The following is a 14,837-nucleotide window of genomic DNA, read 5'->3' on the forward strand; positions in this document are numbered from 1 at the left end:
AAGCCGCCACGGCGCGGGGTCTCCTGATGGACCAGCGCATCACCATCGTGACGCTCGGCGTGGCCTCGGTGCCGACGGCGCGGCGCTTCTACGAGGCGCTGGGCTGGACGGCGTCGAGCGCCAGCCAGGGCGACGACGTGGCTTTCTTCCAGATGAACGGCATGGCGCTGTCGCTCTTCGGCCGGGCGGCGCTGGCGGCCGACGCGGCCGTGGTCGACCCGCAGCCGGGCTTCCCGGGGATCTCGCTCGCCCAGAACCTCGCCAGCCCGGACGCCGTGGACGCCGCCTTCGCCAAGGCGCTGGCGGCCGGCGCGCGGGTGCTCAAGGCCCCCGAGACGGCCTTCTGGGGCGGCTATTCGGGCTATTTCGCCGACCCGGACGGCCACATCTGGGAACTGGCCCACAACCCCTTCTTCCCGCTCGACCCCGCCGGCAACCTGGTGCTGCCCGCATGAGCGGCATCGGTCGCGCGCGGCCGCGCCCCGCAGGGCCGGGGAGGCGCGCCTGAGCGCCGCCCGCACCCTTCCGGCCTGGGCCGACATCGTGCTCGTGCCGCTGCTCAGCGTCGCCACCGCCTTCCTGGCGGGCGGCCTCGTGCTCGGCGCCATCGGGGTCGATCCGTGGAACGCCCTGCGCGAACTCGTCGGCGGCAGCCTCGGCTCCGGCGAGGGCCTGGGCTTCACGCTCTACTACGCCACCGACTTCATCTTCACGGGGCTGGCCGTGAGCCTGGCCTTCCAGGGCGGCCTGTTCAACATCGGCGCCGACGGGCAGGCCTATATCGGGGGGCTCGGCTGCGCGCTCGTGTGCCTGCACGGCGGCGCCCTGCCGCCCTGGCTGGTGATCCCGGCGGGCATCGCGGCGGCCGCCGCCTTCGGCGCCGCCTGGGCCACCGTGCCGGCCGTGCTGCAGGCGCGGCGCGGCAGCCACATCGTCATCACCACCATCATGTTCAACTTCCTGGCCTCGACCCTGATGGCCTACGTGCTGGTGAACCTGCTGCGGCCGACGGGCGACATGCAGGCCGAATCGGCGGCCTTCCCGCCCGCCGCCATCGTGCCCTCGCTGCAGTCCGTGCTGGCCGCGGTGGGGATCGCGGCCCCGACGACGCCGCTGAACCTCAGCTTCGTCCTGGCGCTCGCCTGCGCGCTCGCCGTGTGGGTCTTCGTGTGGCGCACCCGCACCGGCTACGAGATCCGCACCGTCGGGCAGAACCCGCAGGCGGCCGTCTACGGCGGCATCTCGCCGGCCCGCGTCACCGTGCTGGCCATGGCGCTGTCGGGCGCGCTCGCCGGCGGCGTGGCGGTCAACGAAATCATGGGCGTGCAGGGCCGCCTGCTGCTCGACTTCACCTCCGGCTACGGCTTCGTCGGCATCGCGGTGGCGCTGATGGGCCGGGGCCACCCGCTCGGCGTGGTGCTGGCCTCGTTCCTGTTCGGCATGCTCTACCAGGGCGGCGCCGAACTCGCCTTCGACGAGCCCAAGGTGACGCGCGACATGATCGTGGTGGTGCAGGGCCTGGTGGTGTTCTTCGCCGGCGCCCTCGAAGGGCTGTTCCGCCGCGGCCTCGCCCGGCTGTTCGACGCCGGCCTCCGGCCGCGCGACACGGGCGAGACCAGCCTGCCGCCCCGCGTCGCCGAACCCGGCGGGGAGATCCCGTGATGGCGGATGCCGTCGCGGCCGCGGCCCTCATCCTCGCCTCCAGCCTGCGCCTGTCGGTGCCGCTGATCTTCGCCTGCCTGGCCGGGCTCTGGTCCGAGCGCGCCGGCATCTTCGACATCGGCCTCGAAGGCAAGATGCTGGCGGCCGCCTTCGCCGCCGCCGCCGCCGCGGACGCGTCCGGCAGCGCGGCGGTGGGGTTGGCGGCCGGCATCGCGGCCTCGCTGGCCTTCGCCCTGGCCCACGGTTTCGCCTCCATCGACGCGCGGGGCAACCAGATCGTCTCGGGCGCCGCCGTCAACATGCTGGCGGCGGGGCTCACGGCCGCGGTCGGCAACGCCTGGTACGGCCAGGGCGGCCGCACCCCGCAGCTCACCGCGCCCGCCTCGCGCTTCGGCGACATCGCCTGGCCGGGGGCCGAGGCTGTGCGCGCCGTGCCGGTGCTGGGGCCGCTCTACCGCGACCTCGTTTCGGGCCACGACGTCCTGACCTATCTCGCCCTCGCGGCCGTGCCGCTGACGGCCTTCGTGCTCTACCGTACCCGGTTCGGACTCCGGCTGCGGGCCACGGGCGAGAACCCCGCGGCGGTCGACACGGCCGGCGTCTCGGTGCGGGGCATCCGCTACGCCGCCGTGCTCATCGCGGGCGTGCTCTGCGGCTTCGCCGGCACCTACCTGTCGGTCGGCCAGGCCGCCGGTTTCCTCACCGGCATGACGGCCGGCAAGGGCTTCATCGCGCTCGCCGCGCTGGTCTTCGCCAAATGGCGGCCCTGGCCGGCGCTGGCGACCTGCTTCCTGTTCGGCTTCCTCGATGCCGCCGCCATCCGGCTGCAGGGCACGGTGCTGCCGGGCATCGGCGAAGTCCCGGTCCAGGCCATCCAGGCGCTGCCCTATCTCTTGACCGTGGTGCTTCTCGCAGGCTTCATCGGCCGGGCGGTGCCGCCGCGGGCGGGCGGCATCCCCTACACCAAGGAGCGGTGATGGCCGTCATCGAGGACCTGTTCGCGGCGGCGCGCGCCGCGCAGGAGAATGCCTACGCGCCCTATTCGCGCTTCCGGGTCGGCGCCGCCGTGCTGACGCCGTCGGGCCGCATCTTCCCGGGCTGCAACGTCGAGAATGCCGCCTACCCGCAGGGCTCCTGCGCCGAGGCCGGCGCCATCGCCGCCATGGCCCTGGCGGGGGAGCGCGCCATCGCGGCCGTGATGGTGGTGGGCGACGGGGACGCGCTCGTCACCCCCTGCGGCGGCTGCCGCCAGCGCATCCGCGAGTTCGCCGCGCCCGGCACGCCCATCCACATCGCCGGGCCGGAGGGGCCGCGCCGCAGCTTCACACTCGACGAGCTCCTGCCGGCGAGCTTCGGGCCGGACCATCTCGCGGCGGGAGCCTGACACCCATGGACGACACCGACACCGCCCTCGCCGCCCTCGCCGGACGGGGCATCACGGGGCCGTTCGAGACCGCCGTGGTGCTGGGCACCGGGCTCGGCACCATCGCGGAAGCGCTGGAGGGCGCCATCGCCGTGCCCTACGGCGACCTCCCGGGCTTCCCGGCGGCCGGCGTTTCGGGCCACGGCGGCCGCCTCGTCGCCGGAACCTGGGAAGGCTCGCGCGTCCTCGTGCTGCAGGGGCGCAGCCATTATTACGAGACCGGGAACCCCGCCGCCATGCGGGTGCCGCTGGAGGTCGTGGCCCGGCTCGGCACCCACCACCTGCTCCTGACCAATTCGGCGGGGTCCCTCCACCCCGATTGGTACCCGGGCTCGATGGCGCTGATCTCCGACCACATCAACTTCTCGGGCCTGAACCCGCTGGTCGGCATGGCGGGCGACGACCGCTTCGTGCCGCTGGCCGATGCCTACGACCGCCACATCCGCCTGCGCCTCAAGCGCGCCGCCGTGCAGGCGGGCGTCACGGCGCTGCGGGAAGGCGTCTACATGTGGTTCTCCGGCCCGTCCTTCGAGACGGCCGCCGAGGTGAAGATGGCCAAGCTGCTCGGCGCCGACCTCGTCGGCATGTCGACCGTGCCCGAGGTCATCCTGGCGCGGCGCCTCGGGCTGCGCGTCGCGGGGCTTTCGGTCATCACCAACTTCGCGACCGGCATCGGCAGCGGCAACCCCAGCCACGGCGAAACCAAGGAGGTGGCGCTCGGCGGCTCCATCGGGCTGAAGCGGCTGCTGCGCAGCTACTTCCGGGCGCGGGACGATGCCTGACCCGTCGCGGCCCTCGGCCCTGCCGAGCGAGATCATCCGCCGCAAGCGGGACGGCGCCGCGCTGGCCCCCGTCGAGATCGAGCGTTTCGTGGCCGGCATCGCCGACGGCAGCATCGGCGCCGAGCAGATCGGCGCCTTCGCCATGGCGGTCTATTGGCGCGGCATGGACCGGGCCGAGACGGTGGCGCTGACGGAAAGCATGACGCTGTCGGGCGCCGTGCTGGACTGGCGCGCCTGCCGGCTCGGCGGCCCCGTCCTCGACAAGCATTCCACCGGCGGCATCGGCGACAACGTCAGCCTCATCCTGGCGCCGGCGCTGGCCGCCTGCGGCGCCTTCGTGCCGATGATCTCGGGCCGCGGCCTCGGCCACACCGGCGGCACGCTCGACAAGCTCGAAGCCATCCCGGGGTTCCGCACCGCCATCGACGTGCCGGAACTGCAGGAGATCGTGTGCGGCTGCGGCTGCGCCATCGTGGGCGCCACGGCCGATGTCGCGCCGGCCGATGCGCGGCTCTACGCCGTGCGGGACGTCACCGCCACGGTCGAATCCGTCCCGCTCATCACGGCCTCCATCCTGTCGAAGAAGCGGGCCGCGGGCCTCGACGCCCTGGTGATGGACGTGAAGACCGGTTCGGGCGCCTTCATGACGGACCCCGAGGACGCCCGCGCCCTGGCGCAAAGCCTCGTCGCGGTGGCGGCGGGCGCCGGCCTGCCCACCACCGCGCTGCTCACCGACATGGACCAGCCGCTCGCCGACGCCGCCGGCAACGCCCTCGAGGTCCGCCACGCCGTCGCGGTGCTGACGCAGGGCCGCTTCGATCCCCGGGTCGACGCCGTGGTGACGGCGCTCGGCGGCGAGGCCCTGGCGCTCGGCGGGCTCGCCGACGACCCCGCCGACGGCGCCCGCCGCATCGCCGAGGCGCTGCGCTCCGGCCGGGCGGCCGAGCGCTTCGCCGCCATGGTGCGGGCCCAGGGCGGCCCCTCCGACCTGCTGTCGCGGCCCGACCACCACCTGCCCCGCGCCCCGGTGTGCCGCGACGTCTTCGCCGACACCCATGGATCGCTCGCCGCCATCGACGTGCGCCTGGTCGGCATGGCGGTCGTGGGCCTCGGCGGCGGCAGGACGCGGGCCGGCGAGGCCGTCGACCCCTCGGTGGGCTTCTCGGGCCTGGCGCCGCTCGGCGCCACGGTCGGGCCCGGGGGGCGCCCGCTCGGCACCGTGATGGCGCGTTCGGAAGCCTCGGCCGATGTGGCGGCGGCGCTGCTGCGGCGCGCCTGCCGCATCGGCGAGGCACCGCCGGCCCGCGCGCCCGTGATGGGGCGCATCGGCGCCGATGCCGTGGGAGCTCGCCCATGACCCCGGACGTGCTGCTGGTGTCGGTCGGCGGCGACCGCCGCGAGGCCGTTCCCTGGATCGAGGCCTTCGGCCGCCGCCTGCCCGGCCTCGCCGTGGCGGCGCTGGGCGACGCGGTCGACCCGGCGGCCGTCCGCTACGTCGCGGCCTGGAAGCACCCGCACGGCAGCCTCGCCGGCCTGCCCGCGCTGGACGCCGTCTTCTCGCTCGGCGCCGGGGTGGATCACCTGCTGGCCGATGCCGCGCTGCCGGCCGGCGTGCCGGTGGCGCGCGTCGTCGACCCGGATCTGACGAACCGCATGAGCGAATGGGTCCTGCTGCAGGTGCTGGCCCATCACCGGCAGGCGCGGCGCTACGCACGCCAGCAGGCGGAGGCGCGCTGGGCCGACGATCCCCACCAGCCGGCGGCCCGGGCCGTGCGGGTGGGCGTGATGGGGCTCGGCGTGCTCGGCATCGACGCCGCGACCAAGCTCGCCATGGTGGGCTTCGACGTCGCGGGCTGGAGCCGGTCGCCGCGCGACGTGCCGGGCCTCGCCTGCTACGCGGGCACCGGCGCGCTCGACGCCTTCCTGGCGCGCACCGACATCCTCGTCGTGTTGCTGCCGCTGACGCCGGACACGGAGGGCCTGCTCGATGCGCGCCTCTTCGGCAAGCTGGCGCGGGGCGGCCGGCTCGGCGGCCCGGTCCTGGTCAATGCGGGCCGCGGCGGGCTGCAGCGCGAGGACGACATCCTCGCCTGCCTCGACGACGGCACGCTCAGGGCCGCGACGCTCGACGTCTTCACCCGCGAACCGCTCGAGCGCGCCTCGCCGCTGTGGCGCCATCCCGGCGTGACGGTCACGCCCCACAACGCCGCGCTGTCCGACCCCGAGGCCATCGCCGACCTCATCGCCGGCCAGATCCTGGCGCATCGGCGCGGCGAGCCGTTGCGCCATCTCGTCGACCGCGACCGCGCCTATTAGGCGCCGGCCCGGCACCGTCCCATGATGGTCTCATGAACGCCTTCGCCCTCCACCCCCGCCTCGCCGCCGACACCCTGCCGGTCGGCGACCTGCCGCTGTGCCGCCTGCTGCTGATGGGCGACGCCCGGTTTCCCTGGCTGATCCTGGTGCCGCGCCGGCCGGAGCTGCGCGAGTTCACCGACCTGCCGCCCGGCGAGCGGGCCGTGTTGATGGAGGAGATCGCCCTGGCGTCGCAGGCGCTCGCGCGGGAGACCGGCGCCGAGAAGCTGAACGTCGGGGCGCTCGGCAACGTCGTGTCCCAGCTCCACGTCCACGTGGTGGCCCGATCCGCCGGCGACGCCGCCTGGCCCGGCCCCGTCTGGGGCCACGGGACCCCCCTGCCCTATCCGCCCGGTGCGGCACGGGCGCTCGCCGGCCGGATCGGCGCGGCCGTCGGCTTTCCCGGCGGGGAATGAGCCGATAGAAAGCCGGCAGACCGCACGTCGTCGAAGGACCCGCATGACCCCCGCCGATTTCGCGAAGAGTTCAGCCTCCCTCGGCTTCGCCCACAACGCGCTGGACCGCCTGGCCAACCGTCGCGACGACGAGGACTTCCAGCGCGACGCCGCGACCGCCCCGGGCGCCCGGACCCTCGCGGTCCTGGGCGAGAGCGTCGCGGTCAAGCGCGGGGCCGGCAGCGCGCTGGACCTCTGGTTCGGCTTCGGCGAGGCGGAGGCCCTGGGCCGCACGGGCCAGCGCGTCTTCCTCGGCACGGACGCGCGCGGCCCGGCCTTCGCCGTTCAGGTCGAGAGCGAGACCGAGGCGCCGCTCGCCGCGCAGGACGGCCTCGAACTCCTCAACCTCCGCCAGGTCGCGGCCGAGGGTGGCGTCGCGCCGGACGACGTCGGCGCCCTGGCCGAGGGCAAGTCGCTCCTGTCCTGGCATGCGAGCCATCGGTTCTGCGGCCGTTGCGGCACCGCCACGGAGAGTTCCACCAGCGGCTGGAAGCGCATCTGCCTCCAGTGCGGGCTGCACCATTTCCCCCGCACCGACCCGGTCGTCATCATGCTGGCGGTCGACGGCGAGCGGTGCCTGCTGGGCCGCCAGCCGCGCTTCCCGGCCGGCATGTATTCGTGCCTGGCGGGCTTTCTCGAGCCCGGCGAAACCATCGAGGAGGCGGTGCGGCGCGAGATCGGCGAGGAGGCGGGCATCCGCTGCGGCGCCGTGACCTATCTCGGCTGCCAGCCCTGGCCCTTCCCCTCCTCGCTGATGATCGGCTGCGTCGTGGAGGCGGCCTCGACCGAGATCACGATCGACCGGGACGAGCTGGAGGACGCCCGCTGGTTCACCCGCGACGCCGTTCGGGCGATGCTGGACGGCCGGCATCCCGAGGGCCTCACCTGCCCCATGCCCATGGCCATCGCGCACCACATCGTGCTGGCGTGGGCCGGGGACTGATCCCGCCGGCCGGGGCGCTCGGGTCCTCGGTGACGTCGCTCCGGCGGGTGTGAGGCCGCCGCCGGCGATCGCCGTCTCGCCATGGCGAGCCTGTTCGCGGGCTCCGGCCCGGACACCGGGAGCGGTGCCCACCGGGTCGGGATCAGGGCGGCGCCGGTTCGCCTTCGGCGTAGGTGGGGGGCTCGACCCAGGCCCCGTCCAGCGTCAGCGACACCACGTAGCGGACGCGCCGCTCACGGCATTTGACCACGGCCTTGAACGTGTGGTGGTCGCCGTCGGGCAGCACGTCCCGGGCGACGTCGGGCAGCAGCGCGATAGCCTGGTCCCGGGCCGCGTAGAGGCTTTCCAGCTCGATGCCGTAGTCGTCCTGGAACAGGTTCTCGTTGTCGTAGATGTCGAAGTAGTATCGGGGCACGGCTGAGGCCCTTCCGTTCCTGGCGCGAGCTCGGGGATGTCTTCGATGCGGAAACGGCAGCCGCGCGGCCCCGCCTCCGTCACGCCTCGGACGCGCCCGGAGATCTGATCCCAACGCGCCGGCCTTTTCAAGCCGCGCGGCGGCGCCGGATCCGGGTCTTCACATCGACAGGGCCTTGAGGCCGCCCCGGATCAGCGCCGCCGTGGCGGCCTCGGCCCCGAGCGACGCGACGGCGGCGGCGACCGCCCCCGCCGCCTGCGGACGGCCGTAGCCGAGGTTGACCAGGGCCGACACGGCATCCTCGACGTTCTGCGGCAGGGGGGAGCCGGGCTCGTGGCCGGGCATGACGATGGCGTCCGCGGCGCCGCCCGGCCCCTTGTCCTTGAGCTCGAGGACGATGCGGGCGGCGAGCTTCGGCCCGACGCCCGGGGCCCGTGCCACCGCCGCCTTGTCGCCGCCCGCCACCGCCTGGGCCAGGGCGCCCGTGGATAGCACGCCGAGGATCGCCAGCGCGAGCCGGGCACCGACGCCCTGGACGCCCTGCATGAGCCGGAACCATTCCCGCTCGGCCTCGGTGACGAAGCCGTAGAGGCGGATCATGTCCTCGCGGACGTGGGTGTCGACCAGCAGCGACACGGGCTCGCCCGGCGCCGGCAGGGCCGAAAGCGTGCGGGGCGAGCAATGGACGAGGTAGCCGACCCCGCCGACGTCGAGCACCACGGATTCGACGCCGGCGCTGTCGACGGTGCCGCGCAGCTTGCCGATCATCGCCCGCCCGCCACGGCCCGCACGATGGCGGCCTGCACGCTGGCGGGGCGACGGTGGTTGGCGTGGGTGATGGCCACCGCCAGCGCATCGGCGGCGTCCGGCGTCGCGGCGTGGCTGCGCGGCAGCAGCACCTTCAACATGGCGGCCACCTGCGCCTTCTCGGCATGACCGGTCCCGGTCACGGCCTTCTTGACGATGTTGTTGGGATATTCGGCGACCGGCAGGCCCGCCAGCGCCGGCACCACCATGGCGATGCCGCGCGCCTGGCCGAGCTTCAAGGCGCCGCGCGGATCGCTGTTGACGAAGGTCTCCTCCACGGCGGCCTCGTCGGGCCATTCGGCCTCGATGACCTGGCTGAGCCCGACGTGGAGCACCCGCAGGCGCTCGCTGAGCGGTGCGTCGGCCTCGGTGTGGATGGCGCCGGAGGCCACGTAGGAGAGGCGCGACCCTTCGGCCGTGATGACGCCCCAGCCCGTGTGGCGCAGGCCGGGGTCGATGCCGAGGATGCGGACGGGGTTGGCCAAGCGGTCAGGCGTTCATCTTGGCGACGAGCGCGTCCGACACCTCGAAGTTGGCGTAGACGTTCTGGACATCGTCGTTGTCCTCGAGCGCGCCGACGAGCTTCAGGATCTTCTCCCCCGCCTCGTCGTCCACCGCGATCGAGGTCTGCGGCCGCCACACCAGGGCGGAGCGGCGCGGCGCCCCGAGCGGGCCTTCGAGCGCCTTCTCGACATCGCGCAGCGCTTCGAGCGAGGTCAGGACCTCGAACCCGTCCTCGCCCGTCACGACGTCGTCGGCGCCGGCCTCGATGGCCGCCTCCATCACGACGTCCTCCGAGCCGGCCTCGCGCGCATATTCGATGCGGCCCACGTGGTCGAACATGAAGGACACGGCCCCGGTCTCCGCCATGGCGCCGCCCGCCTTGGTGAAGTAGGAGCGAACCTCGCCGGCCGTGCGGTTGCGGTTGTCGGTCAGGGCTTCGATGATGATGGCGACGCCGCCCGGGGCGTAACCCTCGTAGCGCACCTCGTCGTAGTTCTCGGCATCGGCACCGGACGCCTTCTTGATGGCCCGGTCGATGTTGTCCTTCGGCATGTTCTCCTGGCGGGCCGCGATCACGGCCGAGCGCAGGCGGGCGTTCATGGCGGGATCCGGCAGGCCGAGCTTCGCCGCCACGGTGATCTCGCGGGCCAGCTTGGAGAAGAGCTTGGAGCGGACGGCGTCCTGCTTGCCCTTCTTGTGCATGATGTTCTTGAACTGGCTATGGCCGGCCATTCTCGGGGTCTCGCAGCGGTGGGCCGGGGGGTGCCGGGAGGCACCCGCGCCCGGGGCGTGAAAGGGGGACCCCGTCCTTACATCCCTTGGGGCGGAGAGGGAACCGGCAAGCGCGTGTCACGCCGGGGCCGACACACACACCGGCCCTGAGACGCGAAGCCCGTCGCGGGCCGAGGCCGAAGCTCGGCGTCGGCGACCGCCCGGCGGGCTCGGGACAGCGTCGCGCCCCGCGTCAGTGCCGGCCGCGGGGCCGGTTGCGCAGCTTGGCGGTGGCGGCGAGCGGGTCGGGCGCGCGCCGCTTGGGCTTCAGTCCGTCCATCACGCGTTCCGCCTGGACCCTGAACTCGTCGCGCGCCTTGCGGGCCTTGAGCCGGATCACGAGCTTCAACCGGTCGCGCTTCTCGTCCCCGCGCGGGTCGGGGCGGGACGCGAGTTCGAGCCGCACCTTGGCGCCGTCGCGCGCCCGGATCAGCGCCGGCGTCTCGGCGGCCCGGTAGATCCAGACGCGGGCCGGCGGCAGGTTGAGCCACACCGGGGGCGAGACTTCGGCCTCGAAGCAGGGATGGTGGCCGGCGCGCAGCGGCATGGGCGAGGCGATGCCGTAGGTGAACTGGACGAAGCTGCCGCCGGGCTGCAGCACCGCGAAGGCCTGCTCCAGCAGCGACAGGCGATGGCGTTCGGGCTGGTTGCGCAGGGGCAGGCTGGACACGACGGTGGCGGCGGGCGCGTCGAGCACCCCCTCCAGCGTCGCGGCGAGGTCGTAGGCGTCGCCCTGGATGACGGTGGCGCCGGGGTAGCGCCGCTGCAGCAGCTTGCAGAACTGCGGATCGAACTCCACCAGGACGAGGCGCTCGGGCGCGATGCCCCGCGCGATCAGCGCATCCGTGACGGGGCCGGTGCCGGGGCCGAGTTCGACGACCGGGCCGGGACGTTCGGGGTCGACCGCCCGCGCCATGGCCCGGGCCAGGTAGCGGCCCGACGGGGAGACGGCCCCGGTGCCGACCGGGTTTTCCAGCCAGGTCCTGATGAAGCGGGCCTCGTCGGCCAGGCGTTCGTCGAGCGGCTTCTTGTGACGGGCCGAGGGCATTCCCCGGGGTTCAAAGCGCAATGTGACCCTCGGCCATGGTTCCACCCTGCGGTTCTGAACGCTCAGGTCCCGCTTCGGGTTCTGGCGTGCTGGCTTTGTGGGTCATTGAACGGTCATAATCAAGGCAGGGCGCGCGCGGGCGCCCCCCTTCCGCCCCCTCCCCCGCCGTCAGGTGCTGAGGTTGTCGAAGAAGTCCCGCATCTTGCCGAAGAAGCCGGCCGCCTCGGGATGGGTCTTCTGCGACGAGATCGACTCGAACTCCTGGAGCAGTTCGCGCTGGCGCTTCGTCAGGCTCTGCGGCGTCTCGACGACCGCCTGGATGTAGAGGTCGCCGACATCGCGCGAGCGGAGCACCGGCATGCCCTTGTGCTTGATGCGGAACTGCTTGCCCGACTGGGTGCCCTCGGGGATCTTCACCTTGGCGTCGGTGCCGTCGAGCGTCGGGACGCTGAAGTCTCCGCCGAGCGCCGCCTGGATGAAGGAGATGGGCACGCGGCAATAGAGGTCGGCCCCGTCGCGCTGGAAGAACGGATGGGGTTTCACCGACAGAAAGATGTATAGGTCCCCCGCCGGGCCGCCGCGCAGCCCCGCCTCCCCTTCCCCGGCCAGCCGGATGCGGGTGCCGTCCTCGACGCCGGCCGGCACGTTGACGGACAGGGCCCGCTCGCGCGTGACGCGGCCGGTGCCGGCGCAGGCCGGGCACGGGTTGTCGATGACTTCGCCGCGGCCGCCGCAGGCCGGGCAGGTGCGCTCGATGGCGAAGAAGCCCTGCTGGGCGCGGACGCGGCCGTGGCCCGCGCAGGTCGCGCAGGTGCGGGGCTTCGATCCCGGCTTGGCGCCCGAGCCCGAGCAATTGTCGCAGGCGACCGAGATCGGCATCTTCACCGTGGCGGTCTTGCCCTTGAACGCGTCCTCGAGGCTGATCTCGAGATTGTAGCGCAGGTCCGAGCCGCGCTCGCGCCCACCGCTGGCCCGCCCGCGCGAGCGGCCCATCATGTCGCCGAAGAGGTCGTCGAAGATGTCGGCCATGGAGGACGGGAACCCGTCGCCCCCGCCGCCGCCACCGCCGCCCCCATGCTCGAAGGCGGCATGGCCGAAGCGGTCGTAGGCGGCGCGCTTCTGCCCGTCCGACAGCACCTGATAGGCTTCGTTGACCTCCTTGAACTTGGCTTCCGCGTCCTTGTCGCCCGGGTTGCGGTCCGGATGGCACTGGAGGGCGGCCTTGCGGAAGGCGGATTTGAGCTCGGCATCCGTCGCCGTCTTGCTCACGCCCAGGAGGTCGTAGAAATCGCGTTTGGCCATCGAAGGCGGATCCAGGTCGGAGGTCGCGCGGCCACCGGGCACGGCGCGACGAGATCACGGAGAAAGTTCCGGCGGACGAGGAAAAAGACCCGCTCAGCCTCAGGTGGCATGTGCGGCGGCGAGCGGCAAGGGCGCCGTTCCCACCGAAGGGCGGGCCGTGGTCGCCCGGACACGCGACCGGCCCGGACGGGGCCGGGCCGGTGCTTGTCGACCGTGTTCGGGAGGGGCGGGCCGCCGGCCCGCCCCGGAAAGCCCCGTCAGGCGCGACGCTTCTTGTCGTCCTCGCCCACTTCCTTGAAGTCGGCGTCGATGACGTCGTCGTTGCCGCCCGCGGCCTGGGGCTCGGCGCCGCCCTCGGCGCTGCTGGCCTTGTACATGGCCTCGCCGAGCTTCATCGAAGCCTGCATGAGGTCGTTGGTGCGGGCCTTGATGGCTTCCACGTCCTCGCCTTCGAGGACCGGACGCAGGGCCGCGACCGCGCCTTCCACGGCCGAGCGGTCGGCCGCCGAAACCTTGTCGCCGTAATCCGCCATCGACTTCTCGGTCGAGTGGATCATGGCCTCGGCCTGGTTCTTGGCATCGATCAGCTCGCGCCGCTTCTTGTCATCGGCGGCATGCAGTTCGGCATCCTTGACCATCTTGTCGATGTCGGCGTCCGACAGGCCCCCCGAGGCCTGGATGCGGATCTGCTGCTCCTTGTTGGTGGCCTTGTCCTTCGCCGTCACGTTGACGATGCCGTTGGCGTCGATGTCGAACGTCACCTCGATCTGCGGCACGCCGCGCGGCGCCGACGGAATGCCGACGAGGTCGAACTGGCCGAGGATCTTGTTGTCGGCCGCCATCTCGCGCTCGCCCTGGAACACCCGGATCGTCACGGCGGTCTGGTTGTCCTCGGCGGTCGAGAAGACCTGGCTCTTCTTCGTCGGGATCGTGGTGTTGCGCTCGATGAGGCGCGTGAACACGCCGCCGAGCGTCTCGATGCCGAGCGACAGCGGGGTCACGTCGAGCAGCAGCACGTCCTTGACGTCGCCCTGCAGCACGCCGGCCTGGACGGCGGCGCCGATGGCCACGACCTCGTCCGGGTTGACGCCCTTGTGGGGCTCCTTGCCGAAGAACTGCTTCACGATCTCCTGCACCTTCGGCATGCGGGTCATGCCGCCGACCAGGACCACCTCGTCGATCTCGCCCGCCGACAGGCCGGCGTCCTTGAGGGCCTTGCGGCAGGGCTCGACGGTGCGCTGGATCAGGTCCTCGACCAGGGCTTCGAGCTTGGCGCGCGTCAGCTTCAGGGTGAGGTGCTTCGGGCCCGAGGCGTCCGCCGTGATGTAGGGCAGGTTGATCTCGGTCTGGGTGGCCGAGGAGAGCTCGATCTTGGCCTTCTCGGCCGCCTCCTTCAGGCGCTGGAGGGCCAGCTTGTCCTTGCGCAGGTCGACGGTGTTCTCCTTGCGGAACTCGTCGGCCAGGTATTCCACGATGCGGTTGTCGAAGTCCTCGCCGCCGAGGAACGTGTCGCCGTTCGTCGACTTCACCTCGAAGACGCCGTCGCCGATCTCCAGCACCGAAACGTCGAACGTGCCGCCGCCGAGGTCATAGACGGCGATCGTGCCGGCGGTGCGCTTGTCGAGCCCATAGGCGAGGGCCGCCGCGGTCGGCTCGTTGATGATGCGCAGGACTTCGAGACCGGCGATCTTGCCGGCGTCCTTGGTGGCCTGGCGCTGGGCATCGTTGAAATAGGCCGGCACCGTGATGACGGCCTGAGTGACGGTGGAGCCCAGGAAGGCTTCCGCGGTCTCCTTCATCTTCTGCAGGGTGAAGGCCGAGATCTGCGAGGGCGAATAGGACTTGTCGCCCGACTGCACCCAGGCGTCGCCGTTGGGGGCCCGCACGATCCGGTAGGGGACGAGGCCCATGTCCTTCTTGGTCATCGGGTCCTCGAAGGGACGGCCGATGAGGCGCTTGATGGCGAAGAAGGTGCGCTCCGGATTGGTGACGCCCTGCCGCTTGGCGGGCTGGCCGACGAGCCGCTCGCCGTCCTCGGTGAAGGCGACGATGGAGGGCGTGGTGCGGGCCCCTTCCGCATTCTCGATCACCTTGGGCGTCGACCCTTCCATCACGGCGACGCAGGAGTTGGTGGTGCCGAGGTCGATGCCGATAACTTTAGCCATTGGGATGATGTCCTTTCCTTCGCGAGACCACCGGGTCCCGTAGCGACCCGGCTCCTGGGCGGTGGGGCCGAAAGGTCGTTTCCGCCGCCGGCGAGGCCCGAAGCCTTTCCCGGCGCCGCGAAACACCCTCGGACGGCCCGCCTCCGCCCGGTCCCCGATTGCCATTTTGAGATTGTGTCGACGTCCCCGCCGCGCAAGTTCGCGG

Annotated in this window: 16 protein-coding genes; 9 read left to right on the top strand and 7 right to left on the bottom strand. The window is 72.6% G+C overall.

Going from position 1 to position 14,837, the window contains the following annotated elements; genetic code table 11:
- The first annotated feature begins 26 nt into the window (after positions 1 to 26).
- From D3272_RS23980 to nudC, 9 genes are all read left to right on the top strand, one after another.
- Entirely contained in the window at positions 27 to 455 is a 429-nt protein-coding gene (locus D3272_RS23980) for a VOC family protein (RefSeq protein WP_129221758.1), read from the top strand.
- A 94-nt stretch (positions 456 to 549) separates the two neighbouring features.
- The gene (locus D3272_RS23985; protein ID WP_245496760.1) at positions 550 to 1,662 is read left to right on the top strand and encodes an ABC transporter permease; all 1,113 of its coding nucleotides are present in this window, start codon (positions 550 to 552) and stop codon (positions 1,660 to 1,662) included.
- On the top strand, positions 1,662 to 2,639 hold the full coding sequence (locus tag D3272_RS23990; RefSeq protein WP_129221761.1) for an ABC transporter permease: 978 nt from the start codon (positions 1,662 to 1,664) through the stop codon (positions 2,637 to 2,639). The genes D3272_RS23985 and D3272_RS23990 overlap by 1 nt, the downstream gene beginning before the upstream one ends.
- Positions 2,639 to 3,046: a cytidine deaminase gene (gene cdd / locus D3272_RS23995; RefSeq protein ID WP_129221763.1), complete on the top strand. Its 408-nt coding sequence runs from the start codon at positions 2,639 to 2,641 to the stop codon at positions 3,044 to 3,046. Before D3272_RS23990 ends, cdd begins: the two co-directional genes overlap by 1 nt.
- Before the next feature lie 5 nt (positions 3,047 to 3,051).
- Positions 3,052 to 3,867, top strand: coding sequence for a purine-nucleoside phosphorylase (locus tag D3272_RS24000; RefSeq protein WP_129221765.1), 816 nt, complete (start codon positions 3,052 to 3,054; stop codon positions 3,865 to 3,867).
- Positions 3,860 to 5,224, top strand: coding sequence for a thymidine phosphorylase (gene deoA / locus D3272_RS24005; protein WP_129221767.1), 1,365 nt, complete (start codon positions 3,860 to 3,862; stop codon positions 5,222 to 5,224). Before D3272_RS24000 ends, deoA begins: the two co-directional genes overlap by 8 nt.
- Positions 5,221 to 6,183 (top strand): 2-hydroxyacid dehydrogenase, encoded by a 963-nt coding sequence (locus tag D3272_RS24010; protein WP_129221768.1) that lies wholly within the window; start codon positions 5,221 to 5,223, stop codon positions 6,181 to 6,183. The genes deoA and D3272_RS24010 overlap by 4 nt, the downstream gene beginning before the upstream one ends.
- 32 nt (positions 6,184 to 6,215) lie before the next feature.
- Positions 6,216 to 6,638, top strand: coding sequence for an HIT domain-containing protein (locus D3272_RS24015; protein ID WP_129221770.1), 423 nt, complete (start codon positions 6,216 to 6,218; stop codon positions 6,636 to 6,638).
- Positions 6,639 to 6,681: 43 nt separating this feature from the next.
- Complete coding sequence (gene nudC / locus D3272_RS24020; RefSeq protein ID WP_129221772.1) at positions 6,682 to 7,620, top strand: NAD(+) diphosphatase; 939 nt, start codon at positions 6,682 to 6,684, stop codon at positions 7,618 to 7,620.
- 142 nt (positions 7,621 to 7,762) lie between these two features.
- On the opposite strand, the gene D3272_RS24025 is transcribed toward nudC, so the two are convergent.
- The 7 genes from D3272_RS24025 to dnaK all read right to left on the bottom strand — a co-directional run bounded on the left by D3272_RS24025 (position 7,763) and on the right by dnaK (position 14,632).
- The gene (locus D3272_RS24025; RefSeq protein WP_129221774.1) at positions 7,763 to 8,035 is read right to left on the bottom strand and encodes a DUF6894 family protein; all 273 of its coding nucleotides are present in this window, start codon (positions 8,033 to 8,035) and stop codon (positions 7,763 to 7,765) included.
- 159 nt (positions 8,036 to 8,194) lie between these two features.
- Complete coding sequence (ruvA, locus tag D3272_RS24030) at positions 8,195 to 8,803, bottom strand: Holliday junction branch migration protein RuvA (RefSeq protein ID WP_129221776.1); 609 nt, start codon at positions 8,801 to 8,803, stop codon at positions 8,195 to 8,197.
- A complete protein-coding gene (ruvC, locus tag D3272_RS24035; protein ID WP_129221778.1) occupies positions 8,800 to 9,327 on the bottom strand; it encodes a crossover junction endodeoxyribonuclease RuvC in 528 nt (175 codons plus the stop codon). Before ruvC ends, ruvA begins: the two co-directional genes overlap by 4 nt.
- A 4-nt stretch (positions 9,328 to 9,331) precedes the next feature.
- Positions 9,332 to 10,078 carry a YebC/PmpR family DNA-binding transcriptional regulator gene (locus tag D3272_RS24040; RefSeq protein ID WP_129221780.1) on the bottom strand — a complete coding sequence of 249 codons (747 nt, stop codon included), beginning with the start codon at positions 10,076 to 10,078 and terminating at the stop codon, positions 9,332 to 9,334.
- Positions 10,079 to 10,310: 232 nt separating this feature from the next.
- A complete protein-coding gene (locus D3272_RS24045; protein WP_129221781.1) occupies positions 10,311 to 11,165 on the bottom strand; it encodes a class I SAM-dependent methyltransferase in 855 nt (284 codons plus the stop codon).
- Positions 11,166 to 11,333: 168 nt separating this feature from the next.
- A complete protein-coding gene (gene dnaJ, locus D3272_RS24050; RefSeq protein WP_129221782.1) occupies positions 11,334 to 12,467 on the bottom strand; it encodes a molecular chaperone DnaJ in 1,134 nt (377 codons plus the stop codon).
- 257 nt (positions 12,468 to 12,724) lie between these two features.
- On the bottom strand, positions 12,725 to 14,632 hold the full coding sequence (dnaK, locus tag D3272_RS24055; RefSeq protein WP_129221783.1) for a molecular chaperone DnaK: 1,908 nt from the start codon (positions 14,630 to 14,632) through the stop codon (positions 12,725 to 12,727).
- Between the last annotated feature and the right edge of the window lie 205 nt (positions 14,633 to 14,837).

Origin of the sequence: Lichenibacterium ramalinae, assembly GCF_004137085.1 — a bacterium.
GTDB classification, from domain to species: Bacteria; Pseudomonadota; Alphaproteobacteria; order Rhizobiales; family Beijerinckiaceae; genus Lichenihabitans; species Lichenihabitans ramalinae.

What these genes read in the sequence shown, in the direction of transcription:
- D3272_RS23980 (WP_129221758.1), top strand. Translation starts at nt 27, where the DNA reads ATGGACCAGCGCATCACCATCGTGACGCTCGGCGTGGCCTCGGTGCCG.
- D3272_RS23990 (WP_129221761.1), top strand. Translation starts at nt 1,662, where the DNA reads ATGGCGGATGCCGTCGCGGCCGCGGCCCTCATCCTCGCCTCCAGCCTG.
- cdd (WP_129221763.1), top strand. Translation starts at nt 2,639, where the DNA reads ATGGCCGTCATCGAGGACCTGTTCGCGGCGGCGCGCGCCGCGCAGGAG.
- D3272_RS24000 (WP_129221765.1), top strand. Translation starts at nt 3,052, where the DNA reads ATGGACGACACCGACACCGCCCTCGCCGCCCTCGCCGGACGGGGCATC.
- deoA (WP_129221767.1), top strand. Translation starts at nt 3,860, where the DNA reads ATGCCTGACCCGTCGCGGCCCTCGGCCCTGCCGAGCGAGATCATCCGC.
- D3272_RS24010 (WP_129221768.1), top strand. Translation starts at nt 5,221, where the DNA reads ATGACCCCGGACGTGCTGCTGGTGTCGGTCGGCGGCGACCGCCGCGAG.
- D3272_RS24015 (WP_129221770.1), top strand. Translation starts at nt 6,216, where the DNA reads ATGAACGCCTTCGCCCTCCACCCCCGCCTCGCCGCCGACACCCTGCCG.
- nudC (WP_129221772.1), top strand. Translation starts at nt 6,682, where the DNA reads ATGACCCCCGCCGATTTCGCGAAGAGTTCAGCCTCCCTCGGCTTCGCC.
- ruvA (WP_129221776.1), bottom strand. Translation starts at nt 8,803, where the DNA reads ATGATCGGCAAGCTGCGCGGCACCGTCGACAGCGCCGGCGTCGAATCC.
- D3272_RS24040 (WP_129221780.1), bottom strand. Translation starts at nt 10,078, where the DNA reads ATGGCCGGCCATAGCCAGTTCAAGAACATCATGCACAAGAAGGGCAAG.
- D3272_RS24045 (WP_129221781.1), bottom strand. Translation starts at nt 11,165, where the DNA reads ATGCCCTCGGCCCGTCACAAGAAGCCGCTCGACGAACGCCTGGCCGAC.
- dnaJ (WP_129221782.1), bottom strand. Translation starts at nt 12,467, where the DNA reads ATGGCCAAACGCGATTTCTACGACCTCCTGGGCGTGAGCAAGACGGCG.
- dnaK (WP_129221783.1), bottom strand. Translation starts at nt 14,632, where the DNA reads ATGGCTAAAGTTATCGGCATCGACCTCGGCACCACCAACTCCTGCGTC.